Genomic DNA, 24,807 nt, shown 5'->3' on the forward strand with positions numbered 1-24,807 from the left:
CGAGAGCTGCAACGCAGTCCGGGCGGTTCGAAGACAAGCAAAACCGGGTCTGTAGCTCAGGTGGTTAGAGCGCACCCCTGATAAGGGTGAGGTCGGTGGTTCAAGTCCACCCAGACCCACCAGAATTTCACTGCTCGTCGTTGCTTCCAGGCTCATGTGCTGTTCGCACACTACGCCTGAAAGCGCCTAGATCAGTAAAATTCTGGTCTACGACGAAACAGCGTGGTTATCTGGGGCCATAGCTCAGCTGGGAGAGCGCCTGCCTTGCACGCAGGAGGTCGGCGGTTCGATCCCGCCTGGCTCCACCAAAAGCCTGAACGATCGATGCTTACATAACTGACTAACTCCGGTTAGCAGTGTGCAGAAACAAGTGTTTCAACTTGATGAAAAAGTTCGAAGCCCTTCTTTCTGATCACTGGGTCAGATTTGCTCTTTAACAAATTGGACGAGATAGAACACGATTGATGGATTCCATTATCTCCGGAATTCATTGATCAGAGTGATAACGATTTCAAGCGTTATCCGGTGTTGTCGTTGAAGTGGTTGTTCTATTGCTTCAAGTGGCTGTCTCGAAGAAACCTCTGAATCAGGCTTGCCTGGTGATGAGTGTGGATTCGTGATCAGTTGTCTTGGGGTTATATAGTCAAGCAACTAAGCGCATACGGTGGATGCCTTGGCAGTCAGAGGCGATGAAAGACGTGGAAGCCTGCGATAAGGTTCGGGGAGCTGGCAAACAAGCTGTGATCCGGGCATTTCTGAATGGGGAAACCCACCGACTTTCGGGTCGGTATCTTGCACTGAATACATAGGTGTAAGAGGCGAACCGGGGGAACTGAAACATCTAAGTACCCCGAGGAAAAGAAATCAACCGAGATTCCCTAAGTAGCGGCGAGCGAACGGGGACTAGCCCTTAAGCTAGACAACTGGTAGGAGAAGGCTCTGGAAAGTGCCGCCATAGTGGGTGATAGCCCCGTATCCGAAACCTGAGTCTGGTGAAATCGAGTAGGACGGGACACGTGATATCCTGTCTGAACATGGGGGGACCATCCTCCAAGGCTAAATACTCCTGACTGACCGATAGTGAACCAGTACCGTGAGGGAAAGGCGAAAAGAACCCCTGTGAGGGGAGTGAAATAGATCCTGAAACCGTATGCGTACAAGCAGTCGGAGCGGACTTGTTCCGTGACGGCGTACCTTTTGTATAATGGGTCAGCGACTTATGTTCAGTGGCGAGGTTAACCGTTTAGGGGAGCCGTAGGGAAACCGAGTCTGAATAGGGCGATTTAGTCGCTGGGCATAGACCCGAAACCGGGCGATCTATCCATGAGCAGGTTGAAGGTGCCGTAACAGGCACTGGAGGACCGAACCCACTGTCGTTGAAAAGCCAGGGGATGACTTGTGGATCGGAGTGAAAGGCTAATCAAGCCCGGAGATAGCTGGTTCTCCCCGAAAGCTATTTAGGTAGCGCCTCGGACGAATACCACAGGGGGTAGAGCACTGTTTCGGCTAGGGGGTCATCCCGACTTACCAACCCGATGCAAACTCCGAATACCTGTGAGTACTATCCGGGAGACACACGGCGGGTGCTAACGTCCGTCGTGAAGAGGGAAACAACCCAGACCGCCAGCTAAGGTCCCCAAGTACCAGTTAAGTGGGAAACGATGTGGGAAGGCTCAGACAGCTAGGAGGTTGGCTTAGAAGCAGCCATCCTTTAAAGAAAGCGTAATAGCTCACTAGTCGAGTCGGCCTGCGCGGAAGATGTAACGGGGCTCAAACTGGTCACCGAAGCTGCGGCTGCATACTTTGTATGCGGGGTAGGGGAGCGTTCTGTAAGCCTGCGAAGGTGTGTTGAGAAGCATGCTGGAGGTATCAGAAGTGCGAATGCTGACATGAGTAACGACAATGCGGGTGAAAAACCCGCACGCCGGAAGACCAAGGGTTCCTGCGCAACGCTAATCGGCGCAGGGTGAGTCGGCCCCTAAGGCGAGACCGAAAGGTGTAGTCGATGGGAAACGGGTTAATATTCCCGTACCTTGGATAGCTGCGATGGAGAGACGGAGAAGGCTAGGTGAGCCGGGCGACGGTTGTCCCGGTTTAAGCGAGTAGGGAGTGGACTTAGGCAAATCCGGGTCCACAATCTCGAGACGCGACGACGACTGCTCTTAGAGCGGGAAGTCATTGATGCCATGCTTCCAGGAAAATCTTCTAAGCTTCAGGCTATTCGAGACCGTACCCCAAACCGACACAGGTGGTCAGGTAGAGAATACCAAGGCGCTTGAGAGAACTCGGGTAAAGGAACTAGGCAAAATGGTGCCGTAACTTCGGGAGAAGGCACGCTGGTGGTAAGTGAAATCCCTGCGGGTGGAGCTGAAGCCAGTCGAAGATACCAGGCCCCTGCGACTGTTTATTAAAAACACAGCACTGTGCAAACACGAAAGTGGACGTATACGGTGTGACGCCTGCCCGGTGCCGGAAGGTTAATTGATGGGGTTAGCGCTTGCGCGAAGCTCTTGATCGAAGCCCCGGTAAACGGCGGCCGTAACTATAACGGTCCTAAGGTAGCGAAATTCCTTGTCGGGTAAGTTCCGACCTGCACGAATGGCGTAACGATGGGGGCGCTGTCTCTACCCGAGACTCAGTGAAATTGAAATCGCCGTGAAGATGCGGTGTATCCGCGGCTAGACGGAAAGACCCCGTGAACCTTTACTATAGCTTCACAGTGAACTTTGAGCATGTTTGTGTAGGATAGCTGGGAGGCTTTGAAGTGGGAACGCCAGTTCTCATGGAGCCAACCTTGAAATACCAGCCTGACATGTTTGAGGTTCTAACTTGGTCCCCTTATCGGGGATGAGGACACTGTGTGGTGGGTAGTTTGACTGGGGCGGTCTCCTCCCAAAGCGTAACGGAGGAGCACAAAGGTGGGCTAAGCATGGTCGGACATCATGCGGTTAGTGTAATGGCACAAGCCCGCTTAACTGCGAGACAGACACGTCGAGCAGGTACGAAAGTAGGTCATAGTGATCCGGTGGTTCTGTATGGAAGGGCCATCGCTCAACGGATAAAAGGTACTCCGGGGATAACAGGCTGATACCGCCCAAGAGTTCACATCGACGGCGGTGTTTGGCACCTCGATGTCGGCTCATCACATCCTGGGGCTGAAGCCGGTCCCAAGGGTATGGCTGTTCGCCATTTAAAGTGGTACGCGAGCTGGGTTTAGAACGTCGTGAGACAGTTCGGTCCCTATCTGCCGTGGACGTTGGAGATTTGAGGAAAGCTGCTCCTAGTACGAGAGGACCGGAGTGGACGAACCTCTGGTGTTCGGGTTGTGACGCCAGTCGCATTGCCCGGTAGCTATGTTCGGACAGGATAACCGCTGAAAGCATCTAAGCGGGAAGCCCCTTCCAAGATGAGATCTCCCTGGACCCTTGAGGTCCCTGAAGAGCCGTTCAAGACCAGGACGTTGATAGGTCGGGTGTGTAAGCGCTGCGAGGCGTTGAGCTAACCGATACTAATTGCTCGTGCGGCTTGACTATATAACACCCAAGACAATTGCGGATAACGCAGAGCCTAACCGCTCAAACGAAATCAACATCACTCAGTTCCTTCTCGTCCTCCAGTGATCAACCGTTTTGCCTGACGACCATAGCGGTCTGGAACCACCTGATCCCATCCCGAACTCAGAAGTGAAACAGACCAGCGCCGATGGTAGTGTGGCGTTGCCCATGTGAGAGTAGGTCATCGTCAGGCTCCTAATACCAAAAACCCCAGCATCCTCGATGCTGGGGTTTTTTATTGCCTTCAGAAAAGACCTGGATCAGGGCAGCCAGATCTCAAACACACCACCACCGAGGCTTCCACCGTTGTGGAGTTTTATCGACCCACTTCGCTTTCCCTCACTGTGCAGTCTGGCAACGGATGAGGCGAAGAACAGCCCGAGGCTGGTACTGCCACTCTTGAAATCAAGGGATTTGAAGTTGAGTGTTCCCGTGTGCTGCATGCTGTCGGGATAGCCCTTGCCATCGTCTTCAACACCGATCACCAGATAACCGTCTCTCTCACCAGCGGTAAGCCGGATTCTGCTGCGGGTATAGCGGATGGCATTGTTGATGGTGTTATTGAGTACACCGGTCAACAGATCCTCGTCGAAAAAGCCGTTTATGTCCTCAGCGTCCACGGAAACATCAATGCCGAGCCCTTGCAGAAGAGGGTTGTGTCTGGCCAGGTGTTCCGAGAGGAAATCCGGCACAAAGTGCTCCTCAATGTGTGCCGAGAGGTTGTTCTCGCCAAGCCGGTAGATACCAAGGAGTTGCACCAGATCGTTGTGCATCCGTTCGGCTTCGTACTGCAAGGTATTGAAGCGGGAAGATTCCCCGAGGCTTTCCTCGTGCTCGCTGCGAAGCTCGTCGAGGGAATTAAGGAGCATGCCAAGCGAGTTCTTCATATCGTGAACGGCTGAGGCAAGCACCATGGAAAAATCGATATTCTGGTCTTTCATACCATCAGCCCCTTCAGTTTTCGTTGTAAGGCGATATAGCGCCGATGTTGGCGGTGTTGCTCCGGCAGTCCTGCAAGGCGATCCAGGCAAGTCTGGCAGCGTTTGAGGAGCTCAGCGTTACCGGGACTGTTGTCATTCTCCTTCATCAGCACCTGAACCAGGTTAAGGTTCAGGGCAGCGTGGTCCGGGACGATTTCCAGAGCCTTTGAAAAGATCTCCACGGCTTCTTGCAGGTTCCCGGCTTCGAACGCTTTTATGCCATCCCGGTTGAGGGTTCGGGCTTTGATTTTCTGCCGGAACCCTACGGGCTCATCAAGGAGGCTTTCAATCTTCTGAAGTATGTCAGGCTCGTTGCTGAACCGCTCTGACATCTCTCGTAATAGCGCTTTGGCGTCGCTTTCATGTCCGAGTCGAAACAGGGTCTTGGCGTAATCAAGACCCGTTGCGGCATCCAGGGCTGCGGCATTGTCGAGTTTCGGTCTGATCCTCTCGAGGATTTCGGTCGCCTCTTTATCCTGACTCTGTCCCGCATAAACCCGGCACTGGACGATCTGGCTCCGCAAACTGATACCTTCCTCGGCCTCGAATCGTTTTTCCATCTTCTTGAGAACGGTCAGTGCTTCCCTGGCTTTTTCTTTGCCTTCTTCTTCAAGATTGCCCTCGCTGAGGTCGGAAAGTGCCTGGCCCAAGGCGAGGTAATGCTCTGAATTGTCGTGAATCGAGTGGGTGCCAAGCTCTATTGTGCGCTGCCAGGCCTCGGATGATGTTTCGAGATCTTGGTTGGAGCCGGCCAGCTGTGCAAGATGCTTTTGCCGAAGTAGGGCATTGGGGGAATGCTCTATGGCTTTCTCCAGTACCTGCTGTGCCTGTGTCGGCCGGCCCTGCCGTTCGAACCCCTCTGCCAGAAGGTCATAGGCCTCCATGTAGTCCGGATGATTTGCAATAAGCTCTCGCAGGCCTTCAACAGCCTGGTCGAAGCTTCGATTGGCGAGCAGGACTTTGCAGCGTCCGAGCCTTGCCCAGGACAATTCCCGTTGTGCAAGAACGTCATCGAAGGTTTTGAGCGCGTGCGCCAGGTCCCCGAGCTGGAAATACAGGTCGCCCAGGGTTTTCATTAACCAGGTCTTGTAACGTGGCTGCCGGGGCAGCATTTGGAGACAGAGCGAAATGGCTTCCGGGTAGTTTTCCCGGTCGATTTCCCGATTGATGGGCATGAGTGTGTTGCGCTGGCTGATCAGGGCGCTAAGACGTTTCTCGAGTACAGCCCGGTTGATGGGCTTGGTCAGATAGGCATCGGGCTGGTACTCCCTCGCCCCCATGACCATTTCCTTGGAAGTCTCCGCTGTTACCATGAGGAACAGGGATGAGCGCTTCAGTAATTTTTTATACCGGAGGTCCTCGAGGATATGCTGGCCATTCTTGCCCTCTCCCAGGTTGAAGTCGCACAACACGACATCCACGTGATTGTAGGTACAGTGCTGGATGGCCTGACTGGCATTGGAGACCAGCTCGATAGAGTCAGCGCCACAACTGCGCAACATCTGGCGAATGGACAACCGGAAATTTTCGAAGTCATCGATCACGAGATAGTTGAGTTTGCCGAAAGGATTGGCGTCCGCTTTGGTGTCGGTCATGAGCGCTTCTGTTTCAGTAGCTTGTTAACCAGTGCCCTCAGTGCAGCCGGTTTCACCGGTTTGTAGAGAATCTGGTAGCCCCGGTTGATGGCATCCTCCCGAACTTCAGGCGCCATATAACCGGTGATGAGTATGCCCGGGATGTTGGCATTAAGAGCACCGCGAATGCTGTCCATGGCATCGAGGCCGTTCTTGTTATCATCTAGCTGATAATCGGCAAGTATAATATCAGGCCGATTCCCTTCCAGTTTTTCCATGGCGTCTTCCAGGCTTTCGGCGGCCGTTACGTCACATTTCCAGTTCCCAAGCAACGCGACCATGCCCTGCAGGATAGCCGGATCGTTATCGATGCACAGGAAATGCAGGCCTCCGAGGTTGGATACCCTGCGTGAGCCCGATGCGGGCTTGGCAGCGGTGGTCTCGTTCTGTTCCGGAGCCGCTGTTGGCACGGTGATACCGAAGACACTGCCTCGGCCCTGGACGGAATGGACGCTGACCGGGTGGTTCAGCATGCCGCTGATACGGTCAACGATGGCGAGACCGAGCCCCAGGCCCTTTTTATCCCGGCCATGCTGAAACCGACGAAATTCCTCGAAAATGTGTGCCAGCTGGTCCTCGGGTATACCGGGACCGGTATCCCAGACTTCTATACGAATATAGCCTTTCAGACGCCGGCACCCGAGCAGAATCTTGCCTTCCGGCGTGTAACGTATGGCGTTGGACAGGAAATTCTGGACCACACGACGCAGCAATTTGGAATCGGATCGGATCCAGGCCGTGCTGGGCACAACGTGCAGCTCCAGGTTCTGGTCCTTGGCGATTGCTGAAAAGTCGGTTGCCAGGTGGCGCATGATCTCGTTCACGGGGAAGACCCCGATATCGGGCTCCAACGCACCCGCGTCCAGCTTTGAAATATCCAGCAGGGTGCTGATGATTTCCTCGGCAGCCCCGAGAGAGCTGTCGATGTGGTCCACGAGATCTTTCATCTCGCCGTCATCTGCTTTCCCGGCGAGAGCAGAGGTAAACAGTCTGGCTGCGTTCAGGGGCTGGAGAAGGTCGTGGCTGGCAGAGGCTAGGAAGCGTGTCTTGCTCTGGTTCGCCTGTTCTGCCACCGATTTGGCCTTCAGCATCTGCTCATTGATGACCTGAAGCTCCTGGGTGCGCTCCTTGACCCGCTGCTCGAGGTAGATGTTGGTCTCCTTGAGGGCCTGCTCGGTTCTGCGCATGGCCGTGATGTCCTGGAACGTGGTGACATAGCCACCACCAGGTATCGGGCTGCCATCGATGCGTAACACCGTACCATCCGGTCTCTGGCGCTCGTAGGACATCGGCCGTCCCTCCCGCATGCTCGTGCAGCGATCGACGACGATCTCATCAATCCGGCGGGCAGATAGATTGGCATTGGTAAGGTTATAGCGCATCAGATCTTCAACAGGCCGACCGACCCTGACGAAGCCCTTCGGGTAGGTGAACAGTTCCAGATATCGGTGGTTCCAGACCACCAGTTGCTGCTGGTGGTTAACCACAGACACGCCCAGACTGATATTTTCAATCGCTGACTGGAGCAACTCCCGGCTGAAGGTCATGGCCTGGGACGCTTCGTCGACGATGCTGACCACATCCTCGATCTGCATGTCCCGGCCGGTGAGGGTCGATTCCAGGACCACCCTGGCGGTGGAGGCGCCGATCACCGAGGCCAGTTGGCGCTCGATGTATTTCATCAGGTGCGCCGATGCCGGGCGGTGCGGGTGCAAACGGATGGCGTTGCGGCGTTCGTAATTCCGGAAAATGGTTTCCGAGCGTTCTTCACCCATGAACCGGTCGGTTAGCGCCTGGAGGTCGGATGTCAGTATTTCGCCCTGCCAGCTCTGATGCTGCGCGGTCTCCGCTTTGGGCTGCGGATCGTGGAAGAAGGAGGCAATCTGGATCTTCTCTCGGACACGTTGACGGGTCAGCATCGAAAGTACGATGTACACCAAAGTGTTGATGCCGAGGCTCCAGATAATGCCGTGACTGGTCTGGTCCAGCTCGGACCCGAACAGGGCAGTGGGGCGCGTCCAGTTCAGTCCCCAGATTCCCTGCTCAATCAGTGTGTCGTTGACCCAACCGGTGGTGGCCAGTGCCGGCAGTAGCAGGGTGTAACACCACATCAGGAAACCAAGGCCAAGGCCCCAGACGGCGCCCATGTAATTGCCCCGGCGCCAGATAATGCCGCCTACCAGCGCCGGCCCGAACTGCGCCGCTGCCGCAAATGACAGCAGGCCGAAGGCCGTCAGGCTGTAGTCTTCGCCGGCCATCCGATAAAAACCATAGGCGGTGAGCAGCACCACAAAGATAGCGACCCGGCGGATACTCAGGAGCAGGTAGCTGAGGTCCGTGCGCCGGTTCATGCCCGGTCGGAAAAATTTCAGCAGGGCCGGCATGATGATCTCGTTGCTGACCATGGTGGCAATCGCCACTGAGCACACGATTACCATGGCTGCAGCCGCTGACCCGCCACCGAGGAACGCCAGTATGGCCAGCCATTCCTCGCCTGCCATGATCGGCAGCTGCAGTATCAGGATGTCAGGATTTCCAGCAGAGGCCTCGGGCGACAGCAGGCCCGCAGCGGCAATAGGAAGCACAAAGGCGCTGGCTACGATCAGGTAGATCGGCATAGCCCAGCGGGCAATCTCGAAGTCCCGATGATCGGTATTTTCAACCACCATGACATGAAATTGCCGGGGCAGGCAGATGATCGCGAGCATGGCAATGAGTGTCTGGGTAATGAATGCCGGCGCTTCGATACCATCGGTGGTCAGGGTGCCGATCAGGTCGGCGTCCCGAGCCCGTTCAAACAGATCGCCAAACCCGCCATAGAGCCCGTAGCCAACGAACAGCCCCACAGCGACGAAAGCCACGAGCTTGATCAGTGATTCGAAGGCCACGGCCTGGATCATGCCCCGATGATGCTCGGTGGATTCCAGGTGTCGGGTACCGAACAGAACGGTAAAGACCGCCAGGGCAAGGGTGATGTACCACGCGGAGTCACTCCAGGCCGCCGTGCTCAGCTCTTCATAGCCTGTTCCGGTAGCCGAGAGCACGTTGAAGCCCATTGCAATGGCTTTCAGTTGCAACGCAATGTAGGGAACACTGCCGATCAGGGCAAAGGTTGCAATCATTGCGGCCAGGAGCTGGGATTTGCCATACCGGGAGGCGATGAAGTCGGCAATGGAGGTACTGTTATTGCGCTTGCTGATATAGATGATCCGGCGCAGCAAGGGCGCACCGAACACGAAGACCAGCAAGGGCCCGAGGTAGATGGGGAGAAACCCCAGACCCTCCTGGGTGGCGCGTCCAACGGCGCCGTAGAAAGTCCAGGAGGTGAAGTAGACTGCCAGGGAGAGTGCGTATATGTGCGTGCGTGCCAGGCGCCTGCGATATAACCCGGGGTGTTTGTCGCCGGCCCAGGCGATCACGAACAGGATCGAGATGTAGGTGATGGAAATGAGGACCAGCAGCCAGGCACTAATCATGGTTACGCGTTCCCGACAGTATCAGCAGGTTGGTGCATCACGCTAACGAGTTATCACTCGGCGCAGACGGTTTCATACAGGGGGTCTCCGGGCTCGAGCAGTTTAAGGTTATCCACTCGCGGGCTTCCGTCAGATCCCAGAGGTACCAGTTCCCGGGTCGCACAGTTAATGATGTGAACGCGATGAGAAACCGCGTCTGTCATCTTCTGCTCGAAGCGATAGAGGGTAAACCGGACGATGTCTTCGCTGCTGGTATCACGGCTGATACTTTTGGTGTCGACCGTGGAAAATGCGGTGACGTAAGGGAGCACGAAGGTCCATGGGCGCCACAGGATGCCGTCGGATTCGGTGCTCACAACCACCGCTTCGTCCGGCAGACGTGCTTCTTTCTGGTCGAACCAGGTGTATTCCATGTAAATGAGATAGCCGAGCATGCCCGCGCCGGCAAAAACGGGGATGATCCACTTCGGGGCTTTGTTTCGAGTGGCGGCGCGAATACCCAGTGCAATACCAGCAGCGCCAAGGCCGCAAACTACAGTAGCGACAAATGTCCAGAACATATTATGACTTCCTCAAAAAAGAACGGGCTTCCTCATTGAGGAAGCCCGTTCAGTATCAACCTGTCAGTTCATCGAACAAATCAGGCTGAGATGTTGCTTAGTGGTCTTGAGCCTGACCGGCACCACGTGGGTAACGGACGCTTTCAACCAGTTCCTGAATCTCAACGGGCGGTTCTTCAGTTGCGTTGGATACAATGAAGGCTACCGCAAAGTTGACGATTGCACCAACCGCGCCGATTGACAGCGGGGAGATGCCCAGCACCCAGTTTTCAGGAGTGTCTGGCAGGTTAGCTGTACCCGGGATGAACAGCCAGCCCTTGTACACGAAGATGTATACCAGGGTGAACGTCAGACCGCTCAGCATACCAGCGATGGCACCGGTATTGTTCACGCGCTTGGAGAAGATGCCCATCATCAGTGCCGGGAACAGGGATGCAGCGGCGATACCGAATGCCAATGCAACAACCTGTGCCGCGAAGCCGGGAGGATTCGCACCAAGCCATGTGGCGACAACGATTGCCACAGCCATCGATATCCGTGCTGCGAGCAGCTCGCCTTTTTCCGAGATCGCCGGATTAATGGAACCCTTGATCAGGTCGTGACTGACCGCCGAGGAGATCGCCAGCAATAGACCGGCCGCTGTGGACAGTGCTGCTGCGAGACCACCCGCTGCGATCAGACCGATGACCCAGCCTGGCAGGTTGGCGATTTCCGGGTTGGCCAGTACCAGGATATCCCGGTTTACGACCAGCTCGTTGCCGTTCCAGCCGCGGGCTTCAGCCGTAGGCGCGAAGGCTTCGCTGTCGTTGTAAAGCTGGATACGGCCGTCTTCGTTCTTGTCGGTGAACTGGATAAGACCAGTTACTTCCCACTCCTTGATCCAGTTTGGACGCTCATCGTACTGGATGGGCTCCGCTGAGGTGCCGTCCGGGTAGATGGTGGTCATCAGGTTCAAGCGAGCCATGGAAGCAACCGCCGGCGCAGTCAGGTACAGCAGGGCGATGAATACCAGCGCCCAGCCTGCGGACCAGCGTGCGTCAGCCACCTTGGGTACGGTGAAGAAGCGGATGATAACGTGTGGAAGGCCTGCGGTACCGATCATCAGAGACAGGGTAAACAGAACCATGTTCAGTTTGTTGTCGATATCGGCGGTGTACTCATTGAAGCCGAGGTCGGTGATAACCTGGTTCAGCTTGCTGAGGATCGGCATGCCGGAATCCACGTGAGTCGAGAACAGACCCAGACCTGGAATCGGGTTACCGGTCAGCTGCAGGGAGATGAACACCGCAGGAATGGTGTAGGCAATGATCAGCACGCAGTACTGTGCAACCTGGGTGTAGGTGATACCCTTCATGCCACCCATAACTGCGTAGATGAAGACCACGACAGCCGCGATCATGAGGCCAACGGTGGAATCAACTTCCAGGAAGCGGGAGAAGGCAACACCGGCACCAGCCATCTGGCCGATTACGTAGGTAACAGACGCTACGATCAGGCAGATAACCGCTACGAGGCGGGCATTCTTGCTGTAGAAACGGTCGCCGATAAACTCGGGAACCGTAAACTTGCCAAACTTCCGCAGGTACGGAGCCAGCAGCATGGCCAGCAGAACGTAACCGCCAGTCCAACCCATAAGGAAGGTGGAGTTGGCGTAGCCACCGGCAGCAATCAGACCTGCCATGGAGATAAACGATGCCGCGGACATCCAGTCGGCGCCGATTGCTGCGCCGTTGGTGATCGGATGAACACCGCCGCCGGCAACGTAGAAGTCACTCGTGCTTCCGGCCTTGGCCCAGATAGCAATTGCGATGTAGAGGAGGAATGAGCCCCCTACGAAAATGATGTTAATGGCAAATTGGCTCATTCGTTCTTACTCCTCGTGCACGCCGAATTTTTCATCGATCTTGTTCATGCGCCACGCGTAGTGGAAGATCAGAGCGATGAACGTGAGGATGGAACCTTGCTGGGCAAACCAGAAGCCCAGATCAGTACCACCAATCGGAATACCGGCAAGCATCGGACGGAGCAGAATTGCAAAGCCGTAAGACACCAGGGCCCAGACTATCAGGCTCCCGAATATCAGGCGCAGATTCGCCTTCCAGTACGCTTCAGCATCGTAGCTATGACCTGCTGACATAGGATCACTCCTGTTTTGTTGTTGTGGAGGTTGGGTGGGTTTTTGGTGAGGCACTTCTGTTAGAGAATTTATTATTCATATAAGTACTTCTCCGACTAGTTGTCCCTACTGACTTTACTGGTCAAGCGATTTATAGATATTGGCAAAAGGTCTAATTCTCAGTAATTTGGCGTGACGTCGGTCTATAAATGCGATGTTCCGCCAGGCATCGATTCAGAAACGATGCATGTTTTGCAGGCGCCGATGATAATGGAGCTTGTCGTAAAGCCCTTTGAGTGTTTTTACCCCTTCCGACCGCGCCTTATTAAGTGCGACCAGGGTAAGCTCGGCTGTAGCGAGAGCATCGGAAGCGGCGTGGTGACGTTCGCTGACTTCAAGGCCGAAATAATCGGCCCAGTTGTCGAGTCCTTTGCCACCGGTCTTGGTGTTTGGAAAAAATGCAGGCATCAGGTCGGCCACGTCCATCCAGGTATGAGGCTGGGTATAGCCAAGCTGCGCCTTCAGGGTCTTTTCCAGAAATTTCTGATCGAACGCCGAGTGGTAGGCCAGGATCGGGTCGCCGTTCATCCACTCAAGAAGATAGAGAAGGGCATCCTCGATTTCGTGCCCCTGGGTCAGCGCCTCGGGCCCGATCCCGTGAATGAGCACGGTTTCGCGGATGTCGAGCTCCGGACGCCTGAGGATCAGGTCGAACTGGTCGCCCAGATGGATAATGCCGCCGCGGATGGCGACGGCCCCGATAGCGATCACCTCGTCCTTGGAGGGGTTCAGTCCCGTGGTTTCAAGATCCAGCACGATCAGACGGCAGTCCGTAAGCAACTGTTCTCCCGGCGTTTTCGGGTTGGGCAGATTGCCAGGATCGTGGCTGCCGATTTTTCCGCCCCGGCGATGCTCAATCCATTGTTTGATCTGTTCCAGCATGTCTCGCGCCTGAAGGTCAGAGTTGGTAGGTAACTTCGAGTTTCTGTTGCAACCGCTGCGCCTGCCTGAAAGATTCCCGCAGGATTCGACGGTCGAGTGGGTTCAGATCGTCGGGATCGATGTAGTTGGTGAGCTCCTCTCCCTTTGCCAGCATTTCCTGGTGGGCCCGCATGCGGATCGCCTGGATCAGGCTATAACCTTCCTTCCAGGCGTTGGCATCTTTCGGATCGAAGACGCCCTTTTTCGCCAGCTCATCCATGCGCTCCAGCGTGTTCGCTGTCTCAACGCCATTCGCCAGGGCGAAAACCCGCACTGCCTCAACAAACGGCGCCAGGCCCTGACGCTTGAGGTCCAGTGAGTGCTTGTTGCCCTCGGATATATAGCGGAAATTGCGGAACATGGTGAGCGGCGGCTTCCGCTGAAACGCGTTCCCGGCAAGCATTTTCTGGAACAGGGCGTTTTTCCGGATCCGCGTGAGGATCTTGTCCAGAAGATCGTTCAGCGGCTCGGTTGGACCGTAGATAGCCCTCATATCAAGAAAAATTGAGGAATACACCAGGTTCTGGGGCGTGGAGGCATCAATGAACCGGATAAACCAGTCGTCCCACTCCTTGTCACTCAAGCAGAGTTTCGGGTTGCTGGCCATGATGTTGCCCTTGCACAGGGTGAAGCCGCATTCGGCCAGTTCGTCGTTTACCTTTCGCGCAAAGGGCAACAGCTTTTCCCGGACCTGTTCGGCGGTCATCCCTTCCGGCGTCTGGAACAGTATGCCGTTGTCCTGGTCGGTCAGCAGGGTCTGCTCCTGGCGGCCCTCGCTGCCAAACGTCAGCCAGGTGAAGGGAATGCCCGGGTCGTTCTTCTTGATGTTCAGTTCCAGGACCCGTCGGACGGTTACATCATTGAGCGTGGTGATGATCTTGACCACCTGCCCGGAGTCGGCGCCGTGGGCGAGCATCGCATCCACCAGGCGTGATACGTCTGTTCGCAGGCTGACCAGGGTGCGCAGGTGGGTGGCCGTGCCAATGGTGCGGGCAAGGTTTACCAGGTCCACGCGCTGCAGGGAGAACAGGTCTCGTTCCGAAACCACGCCAATCAGTTTACGGTCATCGTCGATGACGCAAAGATGCGCAAAATGATGCTCCGCCATCAGCATGGCAGCTTCGAACGCATCCGCATGGGAGGGAAGGCAGCAGGGATTCTTGGTCATTACCTGCTGTATGGGTGTATCCAGGGGGCCGGTGCCCTCGGCGATCATGGTGCGAAGGTCCCGCAGTGTGAAAATGCCGGTCGGGATACGGTTTTCATCGGTAACGATAATGCTGCCGACGTTGTTTTCGTGCATTCGGGCCACGGCTTTACGCACCGGCAGATCGGGCGAGCAGACAATCGGATTGCGCAGGGCATAGCGTTCAAGTGGCGTATCGAGGGACGTGCTGGACCCGATTGAGGCCATGGCACTTGACTGTATGCGCCGGTTCACCTGATCGAGCAGGCTGCTGACGCCCCGCAGGCAAAAATCCCGGAAAGGTTCGCTTTCAGCAAAGAGTGTAACGAACGCTGTCTGCCCGATGCTGAGGCAGAAGGTGTCGCCGTCTGCCCGATGCAGGGTTCTGGTTGGCCGTTCGCCGATCATGGCGGCGAGGGGAAAGCACTCGCCTTGGCTGATCTCGAAGGTCGTTTCCGTGCGGTCTTCTTTGTCGTTGTGGCGCTCGCCACGAATCCGCCCCTGTTTGACCACGTAAAATCGTTTAACGACATCCTGATCCGGAGACAGCACGATATCGCCATCGGCGTAGAACTGGATGGAGGCGTTCTCCGCGAAATGCGCAAGATGGGAGTCATCCATGCTGGAGAAAGGCGCGTGTTCCCGCAAAAACGTCATGATGGCGCGGATGTTCTGCGGGCGGTCATTTTCCTGGTGCGCTGAGGCCATGTCCGTCGTCACTCGCTGGTTATTATTGTCCGTCTGAAGTGTAGTGTAGCCAAAGCATCTGTTGCCCTACGATTTTGGTCGCAATAAGTCTGACATAGATCAGTTTTCTTTAAGGCCGGTTACCCAGGTGGTAAAGTCGGTCTCTGAAACAGGTCATTAATTGTAACGCCATGACTACCAAAGAAGAGCGCCTCAGCTTCCTTGAGGAAATGAAAGACGTCCGGCGTATCCGCAAGCCCAACCGGGCCGAGGTGACAACGCCCCGGGAACTGACGCCAGGTCATCTGGAACGTCAGCGGGCGGCTGTTGAAAAGCCCGCGCGGGACACCAATCCCCTGACTTCCGACATGGTAGAGCCGCTTACGGCCCACGATATCCTGAGCTGGCAGCGGCCAGGCATCCAGCACGGCGTATTTCGAAAGCTCCGGCTGGGCCAGTATCCGATCGAAGCGCGCCTTGATCTGCACCGTATGACCGTTGAGCAGTCCCGTCGCGAAGTCTTCAGGTTCATCGGTGATTGCGTGCGCTATGGCCTGCGGTCGGTCATCATTCTTCATGGCAAGGGCGAGCGTAATCCTGATGGTATCGCCCAGTTGAAAAGCTACCTCGCCAAATGGTTGCCGGAGCTGGACGATGTCCTGGCCTTTCATTCGGCCCAGAAACACCATGGTGGTACGGGGGCTGTTTATGTCATGGTGCGAAAGAGTGACCGGGATAAGCAGCATAATCGTGAACTCCACGGCAGCCGTTAGGGCTGCCAATCCCAGGTATTCCTTAACACGAGCCGCGGTGGCGGCTGAACGGAGGTTATCGTCGTGAAAAAAGCTGTATTGGTTGTATTCGCCGTACTGGCACTGGCGGGCTGTAAGGATCGAGTTATCTGGAACGACAACGGCAAGGTTGAAGAGGCCACAACGGATCGGGAGGTCTGGGACTCAAACGGCAAGATGGAGTCCGGCGAACGCAAGATCTGGGTTAACAAGGATGGCGAAGAAGTCGTCAGATAGGACTCTGGTATCTGCCATAGGGGTAGCGACAATAATAAATCCGGAAACAACACCGGAGACAGGTAAAGGAGAGGGTTGGGATGGCCGTGAGCCTGACAGTCAATGGCGACGAGCGGTCGCTGAACATTGAAGGGGATACGCCTCTTCTATGGGTATTGCGTGATGAGCTGGGGCTCAAGGGAACTAAATTCGGTTGCGGCGCGGGCCTCTGTGGTGCCTGCACAGTTCACCTGAACGGGCAGCCTGTGCGCTCCTGCTCGACACCGGTCGAAATGGCCGCGGGTGGTGATGTGGTTACGATTGAAGGCCTGGGGGAGGGAAGTCGTCTTCATGCACTGCAGGATGCCTGGATAGAACACGGCGTTCCTCAATGCGGCTACTGCCAGTCGGGCCAGATCATGAGTGCGGCCCACCTTCTGGCCAGCAATCCGGCGCCTTCACGTGAGGAAATTGTTGCGGCCATGACAGGCAATCTTTGCCGATGCGGCACCTACTCGCGGATCATTGCAGCCGTGGAATCCGTCGTCGCTGATACGTCAGACGGCGCTCAGGGAGGGGCCGCATAACATGGCGATGAATCGACGAAATTTCCTCAAGGTCAGTGCCGGGGCCTCCGGGAGCCTCATGGTTTCAATAACGTTGCCGGGCTGCGCGGGAATCCAGACGGGGTATGAGCCGGACACGGGCGAATGGCGTCCCGATGCCTGGCTGGAACTGACTGCCGATGATGAAGTCTTCTTCACCCTGGCCCGGGTCGAAATGGGGCAAGGAACTTACACCGGGTTGACCACTTTGATTGCCGAAGAGCTGGAAATCCAGCCGGAGCGGATCACCCCACGCTTTGCACCTGTGGCGCCGGAGTATCGAAATCCTCTGTACAAGCTGCAACTGACAGGCGGTAGCACCAGTGTTGCGACCAGTTGGGAGCCGCTTCGAACGGCCGGAGCGGAAGCCCGGCAAATGCTGGTTATGGCGGCAGCACGTGTATGGAACGTCGAAGCAACCGAATGTCGCGCCAGTGAAGGCAGGGTGGTGCACCCGAACGGTATCGACTCCATGGCCTATGGCCAGTTGGTTGAGTTGGCCGCCAAAGAAGTGCTGCGTGGTGACATAGCGCTCAAGCCGCAGAGCGAATGGAAATACATTGGCAAGCAGCGAGGCAAACTCGATGCCCGGGCGAAGTCCACGGGAACCGCAGTTTACGGGATTGATGTCGATCTTCCGGACATGGTGTACGGCGTTGTTTCACGCTCTCCCCGACGCGGCGGCCGCGTTCGGGACTTCAACGCTGATCAGGTCCGTGCAATGACGGGTGTGCTTGATGTTTTTGAGATCGAGCGTGGCGTGGCCGTTGTTGCCGACAAATACTGGCGTGCCCGGAAGGCTCAGGACGCGCTCAAGATAGACTGGGATTTTTCGGATGCCGTGTCTCTGTCTACGGGCGACGTGTTCGACTCCTACCGCGCCGCCGCCGATGACGATCCCGGAGAGTCCGAGCGTAGTGAGGGCAGTTTTGCCAGTGCCATGGAGGAGGGCGACCGGGTGGTGGAAGCGGAATATGCCCAGCCCTACCTGGCCCACGCGACATTGGAGCCCATGAATGCCACGGCCTGGTACCGAGAGGACGGCATGGAGGTGTGGGCCCCTACACAGGCGCCGGACCTTGGCCGGATAGCAGCAGCCCGGGTGACCAATCTTGGCCCCGACGATATCACTATCAATACGACCTTTCTCGGCGGCGGTTTTGGCCGTCGACTGACTCAGGACTATATCGAAGAAGCGGCGGCAGTGGCCTATCGGGTCGGACGGCCGGTTAAGGTCATCTGGTCCCGTGAAGAGGACACCCGTCACGATCTCTATCGCCCTGCCATGCTGCACCGTATGAAAGCCAGCTTCGCGGGCAGCGAGCTGACAGGCTGGCATCACCAGATTGTTGGTCCTCAGATCCTGGACTGGTATGTCCGCAATGCGGCGCCTGCCCAGTATCCGTGGGCTCCAAAGTTCATGTACGACACTTTGGGCAGTGTCGGCCTGATGGCCGAAGGCATTGTGACGCCGAAGGATTTCTCCGCAATCGAGGGTGCCATCGAGTATCCGTACCGGGTGTCCAACGTTGATATCCGTCATACCCACACCGATCCCGGCATTCCGATTACCTGGTGGCGTTCGGTAGGTTTTTCCCACAACGGGTTTGCCGTCGAAACTTTCATGGACGAACTTGCCCATGAGGCAGGTGAGGATCCTTACCAGTTCCGTCGTCGCCTTATTGCCCACGAGCCGAGGCACCTTGAAGTGCTTGACCGGGTTGCCAGGCTGGCCGACTGGCAGTCGCCTGTGCCAGAAGGGCGGGCCCGGGGGCTCGCCCTGTTCCGGAGTTTCGGAACGTACGTTGCCCAGGTGGTGGAAGCCGGAGTCGAGAATGGTGCGATCCGGGTATACAAGGTCACCTGTTCGGTGGACTGCGGCCAGGTCGTTAACCCCCGTATCGTGGAGGACCAGATCGAGGGCGGTATCCTGTTTGGGCTGACCGCGGCACTTTATGGAGAAATCACGCTGGAGAATGGCGAGGTCCAGCAGAGCAATTTCCACGACTACCCCCTAATGAGGCAGTACGAGCGTCCTGAGGTATTGGTGGATATTGTTGCAAGCAGCGAGTCGCCGACCGGAGTCGGCGAGCCTGGCGTGCCGCCGGTGATCCCGGCCCTGGGTAATGCCCTGTTTGCGCTCAATGGAAAGCGGCAGCGTAGCCTGCCATTGAGAGCCAATGCCTGATTCAAGCGTCGCCTATTCGGTCGCTACTGGCCACCAGACCGTATTAGACAGAATGTCTCACTGGCTGGCGGAAGGTCAGAGAGCCTGGCTTTGCACCATAGTGGACACCTGGGGCTCCTCGCCGCGTCCGGTCGGCTCCTGGCTGGCGATTGCAGAATCCGGTCACTGGAGCGGGTCGGTGTCCGGTGGCTGTCTGGAAGAGGATCTGCTCCGGCGCACAGCGGAAGACGGGCCGGAACATCCGGTTTTCGTTGATTATGGAATCACCGATGATGACCGGGATCATTTCCAGCTGCCTTGCGGTGGCCGGATACGGCTTCTGATTGAACCCTTCCGGGGCCAGATGGGTCTCGATCACGTTCAGGCATTGGCGGCTGCCTTGCGCGATCGCGAACCGGTGGTTCGTCGCGTGCCGATAAACGGGGCTCCGACGCTGGAGCATTCTGTCTCCCGGGCCGGTAACGCGGTCCACTTCGACGGTGAACAGCTTCTTCATGCTTTGCAGCCCGAGTGCCGGCTGTTGCTGATCGGTGCGGGCGAAGTCGCCCGTTACGTTTTTGAATTCGCGACCGCGGCGGATTTTGCTGTCACCCTCTGTGAGCCGAGGGAGGCCTTCGCCGCCGGCTGGAGTTTTGAAGGGATTCCCCTGGACCGGCGCCTGCCCGATGATCTGATTTCGACACAGTTTGGCGACGCCTGGTCCGGTATTCTGGCCCTCGCCCATGATCCGCGCATCGACGATATGGGGTTGCTTGCAGCTCTTCACTCCAGTGCCTTTTACATAGGCGCAATGGGGTCGAAAAGAACTTCGGAAGCCCGGCGGGAACGATTGGCATCTCTGGGGCTTGAAAAAGAGGCACTCGAACGCCTGCGAGCTCCCATTGGTGTTGATATTCCGAGCAAGACACCGGCAGAAATTGCTGTCTCCATTGTCGCCGATCTGATTGCCGCACGGCATCATTTGCGAGGAGCTGGTTCGTCCCTATAATGGCGCCCATGGGAGTGTCCCAAGCGCTCTGAAACCCGGGAGAGAACTCGTGTTTGATGTAACCCGATACGCCGTCGCCGCGGATGCGATTGTGCAAGCCGGTCGATTCCTGTACCAGCAGGGTTGGTCGCCCGCAACCAGCAGTAACTATTCTGCCCGCATCGATGCCGAACACATCGCCATTACTGTTTCAGGCCGTCACAAGGGGCAGCTGGGGGCGGGTGATGTCATGGTGGTCGATCTGGCCGGCCGGCCGGTACAGAGCGACTGTCGCTCCTCTGCAGAAACAAGGCTGCATACGGTGCTGTATGAGGTCTTTCCCGAGGTGGGCGCGGTTCTGCATACCCACTCGGTGAAGGCAACGGTGCTCAGTCGTCTGCTTGAGCCCGGCCAGCCACTGGCGCTGGAAGGCTATGAGCTGCAGAAGGCGTTTACCGGCGTTGAGACCCACGAATCAGTCCTGACGGTTCCGGTGTTCGACAACACCCAGGACATCGACGCGTTGGCGGAGCAAACTCGCGAATGGTTCCGGGAGCATCCGGAACAGCCAGGCTACCTGATTCGTGGCCATGGCCTGTACACCTGGGGCAAAACCATGGCCGATTGCCTGCGCCATGTCGAGGCCTTTGAATTCCTGTTTGAATGTGAGCTTGAAACCATGAGGGTTCGCCCATGACTACCCTGAGTATTTTCGACCAGAGCCAGCCCGAAAAGGCACGCAAAGTGACCGGGAATCCTGAAGAAATACGGGAGCTTCTGGCCCGCCACGGTGTGCGCTATGAGCAGTGGCCAACGAAAGATCTGCCGGCTGACGCATCCCAGGAAGACATCCTTGAGGCCTACAGCGAGGAAGTCTCGAAACTGAAGCACGAATGTGGTTTTCAGACCGCGGATGTGATCAGCCTGAACCCGGACAATCCGCAGAAAGACGCGTTCCGGCAAAAGTTTCTGGATGAGCACACCCACAGTGAAGACGAAGTTCGTTTCTTTGTCCGTGGCCAGGGCCTGTTTTACCTGCACTTCGGCAACGAGGTTTTCGCCGTGCTGTGCCAGAAAAACGATCTGATCAGTGTGCCCGATGGCACTCGTCACTGGTTTGATATGGGCCCGGAGCCTGCGTTTACCTGCATTCGCCTGTTCACCAACCCCGAGGGCTGGGTGGCGGACTTTACCGGTGAAGACATCGCCGGTCGCCTGCCTCGCTATGAGGCGCTGGCAGGAGCGGCCGAATGATCCGGGTTGTGCTCACGGATATCGAAGGCACCACCAGCTCTATTTCGTTTGTGCACGATGTCCTGTTTCCCTATGCCAGCGAGCACCTGCCGCGTTTTGTCCGTGAACAGCATCAGGACAGCCCGGCTGTGTCTGAGCAACTGGACGCAGTGGCCGAGGTTTCAGGCGTTGCGCGTGAGGATGTCGAAGGGCTGATCCAAGTGCTTGAAACCTGGATCAGGGAAGACCGCAAGGAAACCTCTCTTAAGACGCTGCAGGGCATGGTCTGGGAGCAGGGATATCAGCAGGGAGAGCTGAAAGGTCACATCTATGCTGACGCAGCCGACTACCTTCAACGCTGGCATGATCGGGGGCTGCGTTTGTTCGTATATTCATCAGGTTCGGTGAAAGCCCAGAAGCTGATTTTCGGTTTTACCACGGAAGGCGATTTTACGCCGTTTTTCTCGGGCTATTTCGATACCCGTATCGGTGGCAAGAAAGAGACCGTTTCATACCGGAATATTCTGTCTGAGTTGGGCGTCGAGGCCTGCACGGTGCTGTTCCTGTCTGATGTGGAAGCTGAACTGGAGGCAGCCGAGGAAGCCGGCATGCAAACTGCCTGGCTTGTTCGCGAGGGAGATCTGCCGGAAACCGAACGTTTCGTTGCCAGTGATTTTGCGGAGGTCGATACCCTGCTGCAAAAGCGCTAGGCCCAGGGCTTTTTAACGCCATCGCAGGAGGAATGAATGCCCGGGACCGGAATTTGCAGAATCTTTGCGCCGGTTCTCGCCGTGCTTATTGCCGGTTGCGACCCGTTCTCGGATGCGCGTCCCATGATGGACGAGTATGTGGAGCGGGTGGCCCGCGTGTTGGAAGCCGATCCCGAGTTTTCTGACATTCCCTCCGCCAGCCAGCTTCCCCGCCGCCGTGACCGTGTGCTGACCATGCCCGAACTGGACATGGGAATGCTCGATTTTCTATCGCTCTACGGCTGTGAACTCCAGTACGTTGTTGGTGAGAAAAACTCGGTGATGGGGCGGGTTATGCAGCCCCTGAACCGCCTTCGTTATGAAATCCGGTTTATCGAAGCGGCCAGGGACTGTCTGCCGGATATAGAAGATGAAGAATTTGCCGAAGAGCTTGCCGGTGGTATCGACAGCAAGCTTGAATCCCTGCCCATTGCTATCTGGAATGCCACCTGGGGCGTCGAAGAAATCGAAAAACTGTTTACCCTGGCCAAGGGTGACTATCCCGTCGCGCCAGAGGGCAATCCGGTGTCTGATCTCGCCCTTGATATCGACAGCCTGAACGCAGCAGTGGCCCGTTTGTACTCTGAAGATCTGGCGGTTTCCCTCGACTTTGCCGGCGACGTTCATCAGCGCTGGCAGGCAGAATACCGCGCCGGTCAGTTGATCAACAGCGCGCTTCTTCTGACTGCAAGGCTGAAGGACGGGACGGCATTGCTCAGGCAGAGAATTGAGGGCAAGCCTCTGTGTATTAACGGCCAGCCGAACAACCAGTCGGATATTGTTCAGAGTATGTTTTTCAGTGTTTATATCGAAAAGATCCAACCCTATATGAGCACTGTGACCCAGGGACGGGTGGCGCTCATCGAGCCGTTCGAGCAGTTGGCGGAAATGCAGCGGGCGGTCATGCCAGAAAGTTTCGCCGGCTGGTATGAGCGGCATCTCTCACAGAGCGCCGAGGCCAGCCTGTGGCGGGAACTGGACGTGGCCATGATGGCCCACACCAAAGCCTGGCAGGAATTACTGGGCCAGTGCGGATTGCGCCCGGGAGCCTGACCCTCATTCAGCGCTGGCTTTCCGGCGTCACCCTCAGAATCTCTTCCACCGTTGTCTGGCCGGCGGCCACTTTCTGTGCACCACTCAAGCGCAGGGATTTCATGCCTTCCTTGTAGGCATCCAGCCTGAGCTGCTCCAGCTCGCAATGATCGGTGATCTGTCGTAGCAATGCGCCAGACAGCGTCATAATTTCATAAACCCCTGCGCGGCCAAGATACCCTGTGTTCCGGCATTCCAGGCAACCCACGGGCTGATAGAACTGCTTTGGAACCGGCGCTTTCCAGGGCCGGGTGAGGGTCTGCCACGCCTGTTCGTCCGCGGGCCCGGGCGCCTTGCAATGGGGGCACAGAGTTCGGGCAAGCCGTTGTGCCATCACGCCCAGTACCGTTGCCCGAATCAGGTAAGGCGGAATGCCCAGTTCCATCATTCGGGTGATCGCACTCGGGGCGTCATTGGTATGCAGGGTCGATAGCACCAGGTGGCCTGTCAGGGCAGCCTGCACGGCCATTTCCGCCGTTTCCAGGTCGCGGATCTCGCCGATCATGATGATATCCGGGTCCTGACGCAGCAGCGCCCTTACGCCGGCTGCAAAGGTCAGGTCGATATTGGTCTGAACCTGCATCTGGTTGAACGCCGGCTCCACCATTTCGATGGGATCCTCGATGGTGCAGACGTTTAGCTCGGGCGATGCAATCTGTTTCAGGGTCGAATACAGGGTCGTGGTCTTGCCGGAACCAGTGGGCCCGGTGACAAGGACGATGCCGTGTGGGCGGGATGTGATTTCCTGCCAGCGCTGGCGGTCTTCCTTGCCGAATCCCAGTTGCTCGTAGGACTTCAAAAGCACGTCTGGATCAAAGATCCGCATGACCATCTTTTCGCCAAAGGCAGTCGGCATGGTGGCCAGACGCAGTTCCACCTCCCGGTTGTCGGGTTTGCGGGTCTTGATACGACCGTCCTGGGGGCGGCGTTTTTCCGCCACATTCAGGCGACCGAGGATCTTGAGGCGACTGGTCACCGCCACGCCCACATGCTCGGGGAACTCATAAACGTTGTGCAGAACGCCGTCGATCCGGAACCGGACCTGGGTGACCGTGCGGCGGGGCTCTATGTGAATATCCGAGGCGCGCTGGTCGAAGGCGTACTGGAGCAACCAATCGACAATCTTGACGACGTGCTGGTCATTGGCGTCCGGATGTTCGCTGGCGCCAAGATCGAGCAGCTGCTCGAAATTCTGGTTGCCGGCAACACCCGGGCCCTGGCTGCCGCTGGCCTTGCTGACGGAATTGGCGAGCTGGTAGAACTCCACGGTGTACCGGCGGATATCCTCGGGATTGGCGACAACGCGCCGGATATCCTTGCGAACGGCCTGTTGAAGGTTCTGCACCCAATCGCTCTTGAAAGGTTCTGCGCTGGCGATCAGCACCTCATCGGCGCCGATCTCAACGGCCAGGATGCCATGGCGCTGCGCAAAGGCGTAAGACATCACCCGGGCAATGGCGGGTGTGTCGATCTTGAGGGGATCAATATGGTAATAGGGTTGCCCCGCCCAGTCGGCCAGCCAGTGAGTCAGCCGATCCAGATCCAGGGTACGACCGCTCTTCTGGCTGGTCAGCGCGGCAATCGCCACCAGTTCCAGCGGGTGGCGCCTGCCTTTCTGTCCGTCGCCGGTTGCCGCGCCCAGGTTGGCCGACAACACCCGCTCTGCGTCTTCCTGGCTGATTTCCCCGCTGGTAACAAGCGCGGTGCAAACATCTCTCAGGGTCAGGGTACTTCTGGGCGGCGCGGGTGGCCGCTGCACCGTTCCGGAGTTGCTTGTGTCAGCCATAGAGGG

The 24,807-nt window shown here is 56.9% G+C and carries 18 protein-coding genes, 2 tRNA genes and 2 rRNA genes; 13 read left to right on the top strand and 9 right to left on the bottom strand.

All coding sequences use genetic code 11. The features are described 5' to 3' along the window. Window positions 1-45 precede the first annotated feature (45 nt). The 4 genes from ACP86_RS17230 (at window position 46) to rrf (ending at window position 3,747) form a co-directional block, all read left to right on the top strand. Window positions 46-122, top strand: a tRNA-Ile gene (locus ACP86_RS17230). 110 nt (window positions 123-232) lie between these two features. After that, window positions 233-308, top strand: a tRNA-Ala gene (locus ACP86_RS17235). Between the two features lie 333 nt (window positions 309-641). Beyond that, window positions 642-3,533: ribosomal RNA gene (locus ACP86_RS17240) — 23S ribosomal RNA — on the top strand. 99 nt (window positions 3,534-3,632) lie between these two features. Next, window positions 3,633-3,747: ribosomal RNA gene (gene rrf / locus ACP86_RS17245) — 5S ribosomal RNA — on the top strand. 67 nt (window positions 3,748-3,814) lie between these two features. On the opposite strand, the gene ACP86_RS17250 is transcribed toward rrf, so the two are convergent. The 8 genes from ACP86_RS17250 to ACP86_RS17285 form a co-directional block, all read right to left on the bottom strand. Continuing rightward, on the bottom strand, window positions 3,815-4,495 hold the full coding sequence (locus ACP86_RS17250) for a sensor histidine kinase (RefSeq protein WP_008172928.1): 681 nt from the start codon (window positions 4,493-4,495) through the stop codon (window positions 3,815-3,817). Then, a complete protein-coding gene (locus ACP86_RS17255) occupies window positions 4,492-6,129 on the bottom strand; it encodes a tetratricopeptide repeat-containing response regulator (RefSeq protein WP_053114897.1) in 1,638 nt (545 codons plus the stop codon). Before ACP86_RS17255 ends, ACP86_RS17250 begins: the two co-directional genes overlap by 4 nt. Then, entirely contained in the window at window positions 6,126-9,644 is a 3,519-nt protein-coding gene (locus ACP86_RS17260; protein ID WP_008172926.1) for a PAS domain-containing hybrid sensor histidine kinase/response regulator, read from the bottom strand. The genes ACP86_RS17255 and ACP86_RS17260 overlap by 4 nt, the downstream gene beginning before the upstream one ends. A gap of 53 nt (window positions 9,645-9,697) precedes the next feature. Further along, window positions 9,698-10,204, bottom strand: coding sequence for a hypothetical protein (locus ACP86_RS17265; RefSeq protein WP_014576695.1), 507 nt, complete (start codon window positions 10,202-10,204; stop codon window positions 9,698-9,700). A gap of 97 nt (window positions 10,205-10,301) precedes the next feature. After that, complete coding sequence (locus ACP86_RS17270) at window positions 10,302-12,068, bottom strand: sodium:solute symporter family protein (protein WP_053114898.1); 1,767 nt, start codon at window positions 12,066-12,068, stop codon at window positions 10,302-10,304. A 6-nt stretch (window positions 12,069-12,074) separates the two neighbouring features. Continuing rightward, on the bottom strand, window positions 12,075-12,341 hold the full coding sequence (locus ACP86_RS17275; RefSeq protein WP_008172923.1) for a DUF4212 domain-containing protein: 267 nt from the start codon (window positions 12,339-12,341) through the stop codon (window positions 12,075-12,077). A 213-nt stretch (window positions 12,342-12,554) separates the two neighbouring features. Further along, the gene (locus ACP86_RS17280; RefSeq protein ID WP_008172922.1) at window positions 12,555-13,262 is read right to left on the bottom strand and encodes a PolC-type DNA polymerase III; all 708 of its coding nucleotides are present in this window, start codon (window positions 13,260-13,262) and stop codon (window positions 12,555-12,557) included. A gap of 16 nt (window positions 13,263-13,278) precedes the next feature. Continuing rightward, a complete protein-coding gene (locus tag ACP86_RS17285) occupies window positions 13,279-15,195 on the bottom strand; it encodes a putative nucleotidyltransferase substrate binding domain-containing protein (protein ID WP_014576697.1) in 1,917 nt (638 codons plus the stop codon). 170 nt (window positions 15,196-15,365) lie between these two features. On the opposite strand from ACP86_RS17285, the gene smrA reads away from it, so the two are divergent. From smrA to ACP86_RS17330, 9 genes are all read left to right on the top strand, one after another. Next, window positions 15,366-15,947, top strand: coding sequence for a DNA endonuclease SmrA (gene smrA / locus ACP86_RS17290; RefSeq protein WP_008172920.1), 582 nt, complete (start codon window positions 15,366-15,368; stop codon window positions 15,945-15,947). 63 nt (window positions 15,948-16,010) lie between these two features. Next, the gene (locus ACP86_RS17295; RefSeq protein WP_008172919.1) at window positions 16,011-16,202 is read left to right on the top strand and encodes a membrane lipoprotein lipid attachment site-containing protein; all 192 of its coding nucleotides are present in this window, start codon (window positions 16,011-16,013) and stop codon (window positions 16,200-16,202) included. 80 nt (window positions 16,203-16,282) lie between these two features. Continuing rightward, window positions 16,283-16,768, top strand: coding sequence for a (2Fe-2S)-binding protein (locus ACP86_RS17300; protein ID WP_053114899.1), 486 nt, complete (start codon window positions 16,283-16,285; stop codon window positions 16,766-16,768). 1 nt (window position 16,769) lies between these two features. Then, window positions 16,770-18,974 (top strand): xanthine dehydrogenase family protein molybdopterin-binding subunit, encoded by a 2,205-nt coding sequence (locus tag ACP86_RS17305; protein WP_053114900.1) that lies wholly within the window; start codon window positions 16,770-16,772, stop codon window positions 18,972-18,974. After that, a complete protein-coding gene (locus ACP86_RS17310; protein ID WP_227507745.1) occupies window positions 18,967-19,962 on the top strand; it encodes an XdhC family protein in 996 nt (331 codons plus the stop codon). The genes ACP86_RS17305 and ACP86_RS17310 overlap by 8 nt, the downstream gene beginning before the upstream one ends. A 49-nt stretch (window positions 19,963-20,011) precedes the next feature. Then, entirely contained in the window at window positions 20,012-20,638 is a 627-nt protein-coding gene (locus ACP86_RS17315; protein WP_053114901.1) for a methylthioribulose 1-phosphate dehydratase, read from the top strand. Then, the gene (locus tag ACP86_RS17320; protein ID WP_008172914.1) at window positions 20,635-21,195 is read left to right on the top strand and encodes a 1,2-dihydroxy-3-keto-5-methylthiopentene dioxygenase; all 561 of its coding nucleotides are present in this window, start codon (window positions 20,635-20,637) and stop codon (window positions 21,193-21,195) included. Before ACP86_RS17315 ends, ACP86_RS17320 begins: the two co-directional genes overlap by 4 nt. Then, entirely contained in the window at window positions 21,192-21,884 is a 693-nt protein-coding gene (mtnC, locus tag ACP86_RS17325) for an acireductone synthase (RefSeq protein WP_053114902.1), read from the top strand. The genes ACP86_RS17320 and mtnC overlap by 4 nt, the downstream gene beginning before the upstream one ends. 36 nt (window positions 21,885-21,920) lie before the next feature. After that, entirely contained in the window at window positions 21,921-22,976 is a 1,056-nt protein-coding gene (locus tag ACP86_RS17330) for a DUF3080 domain-containing protein (RefSeq protein WP_053114903.1), read from the top strand. 7 nt (window positions 22,977-22,983) lie between these two features. Here the strand turns inward: ACP86_RS17330 and ACP86_RS17335 are convergent, their stop codons facing one another. Beyond that, window positions 22,984-24,801 (bottom strand): GspE/PulE family protein, encoded by a 1,818-nt coding sequence (locus ACP86_RS17335; protein ID WP_053114904.1) that lies wholly within the window; start codon window positions 24,799-24,801, stop codon window positions 22,984-22,986. Window positions 24,802-24,807: the final 6 nt, after the last annotated feature.

Source organism: Marinobacter sp. CP1 (assembly GCF_001266795.1).
Classification (GTDB): domain Bacteria; phylum Pseudomonadota; class Gammaproteobacteria; order Pseudomonadales; family Oleiphilaceae; genus Marinobacter; species Marinobacter flavimaris.

Coding starts and splice junctions, on each gene's coding strand:
- ACP86_RS17310 (WP_227507745.1), top strand. CDS start 18,967: ATGCCTGATTCAAGCGTCGCCTATTCGGTCGCTACTGGCCACCAGACC.
- ACP86_RS17275 (WP_008172923.1), bottom strand. CDS start 12,341: ATGTCAGCAGGTCATAGCTACGATGCTGAAGCGTACTGGAAGGCGAAT.
- ACP86_RS17255 (WP_053114897.1), bottom strand. CDS start 6,129: ATGACCGACACCAAAGCGGACGCCAATCCTTTCGGCAAACTCAACTAT.
- mtnC (WP_053114902.1), top strand. CDS start 21,192: ATGATCCGGGTTGTGCTCACGGATATCGAAGGCACCACCAGCTCTATT.
- ACP86_RS17330 (WP_053114903.1), top strand. CDS start 21,921: ATGCCCGGGACCGGAATTTGCAGAATCTTTGCGCCGGTTCTCGCCGTG.
- ACP86_RS17285 (WP_014576697.1), bottom strand. CDS start 15,195: ATGGCCTCAGCGCACCAGGAAAATGACCGCCCGCAGAACATCCGCGCC.
- ACP86_RS17270 (WP_053114898.1), bottom strand. CDS start 12,068: ATGAGCCAATTTGCCATTAACATCATTTTCGTAGGGGGCTCATTCCTC.
- ACP86_RS17265 (WP_014576695.1), bottom strand. CDS start 10,204: ATGTTCTGGACATTTGTCGCTACTGTAGTTTGCGGCCTTGGCGCTGCT.
- ACP86_RS17260 (WP_008172926.1), bottom strand. CDS start 9,644: ATGATTAGTGCCTGGCTGCTGGTCCTCATTTCCATCACCTACATCTCG.
- ACP86_RS17335 (WP_053114904.1), bottom strand. CDS start 24,801: ATGGCTGACACAAGCAACTCCGGAACGGTGCAGCGGCCACCCGCGCCG.
- ACP86_RS17300 (WP_053114899.1), top strand. CDS start 16,283: ATGGCCGTGAGCCTGACAGTCAATGGCGACGAGCGGTCGCTGAACATT.
- ACP86_RS17280 (WP_008172922.1), bottom strand. CDS start 13,262: ATGCTGGAACAGATCAAACAATGGATTGAGCATCGCCGGGGCGGAAAA.
- ACP86_RS17305 (WP_053114900.1), top strand. CDS start 16,770: ATGGCGATGAATCGACGAAATTTCCTCAAGGTCAGTGCCGGGGCCTCC.
- ACP86_RS17320 (WP_008172914.1), top strand. CDS start 20,635: ATGACTACCCTGAGTATTTTCGACCAGAGCCAGCCCGAAAAGGCACGC.
- smrA (WP_008172920.1), top strand. CDS start 15,366: ATGACTACCAAAGAAGAGCGCCTCAGCTTCCTTGAGGAAATGAAAGAC.
- ACP86_RS17250 (WP_008172928.1), bottom strand. CDS start 4,495: ATGAAAGACCAGAATATCGATTTTTCCATGGTGCTTGCCTCAGCCGTT.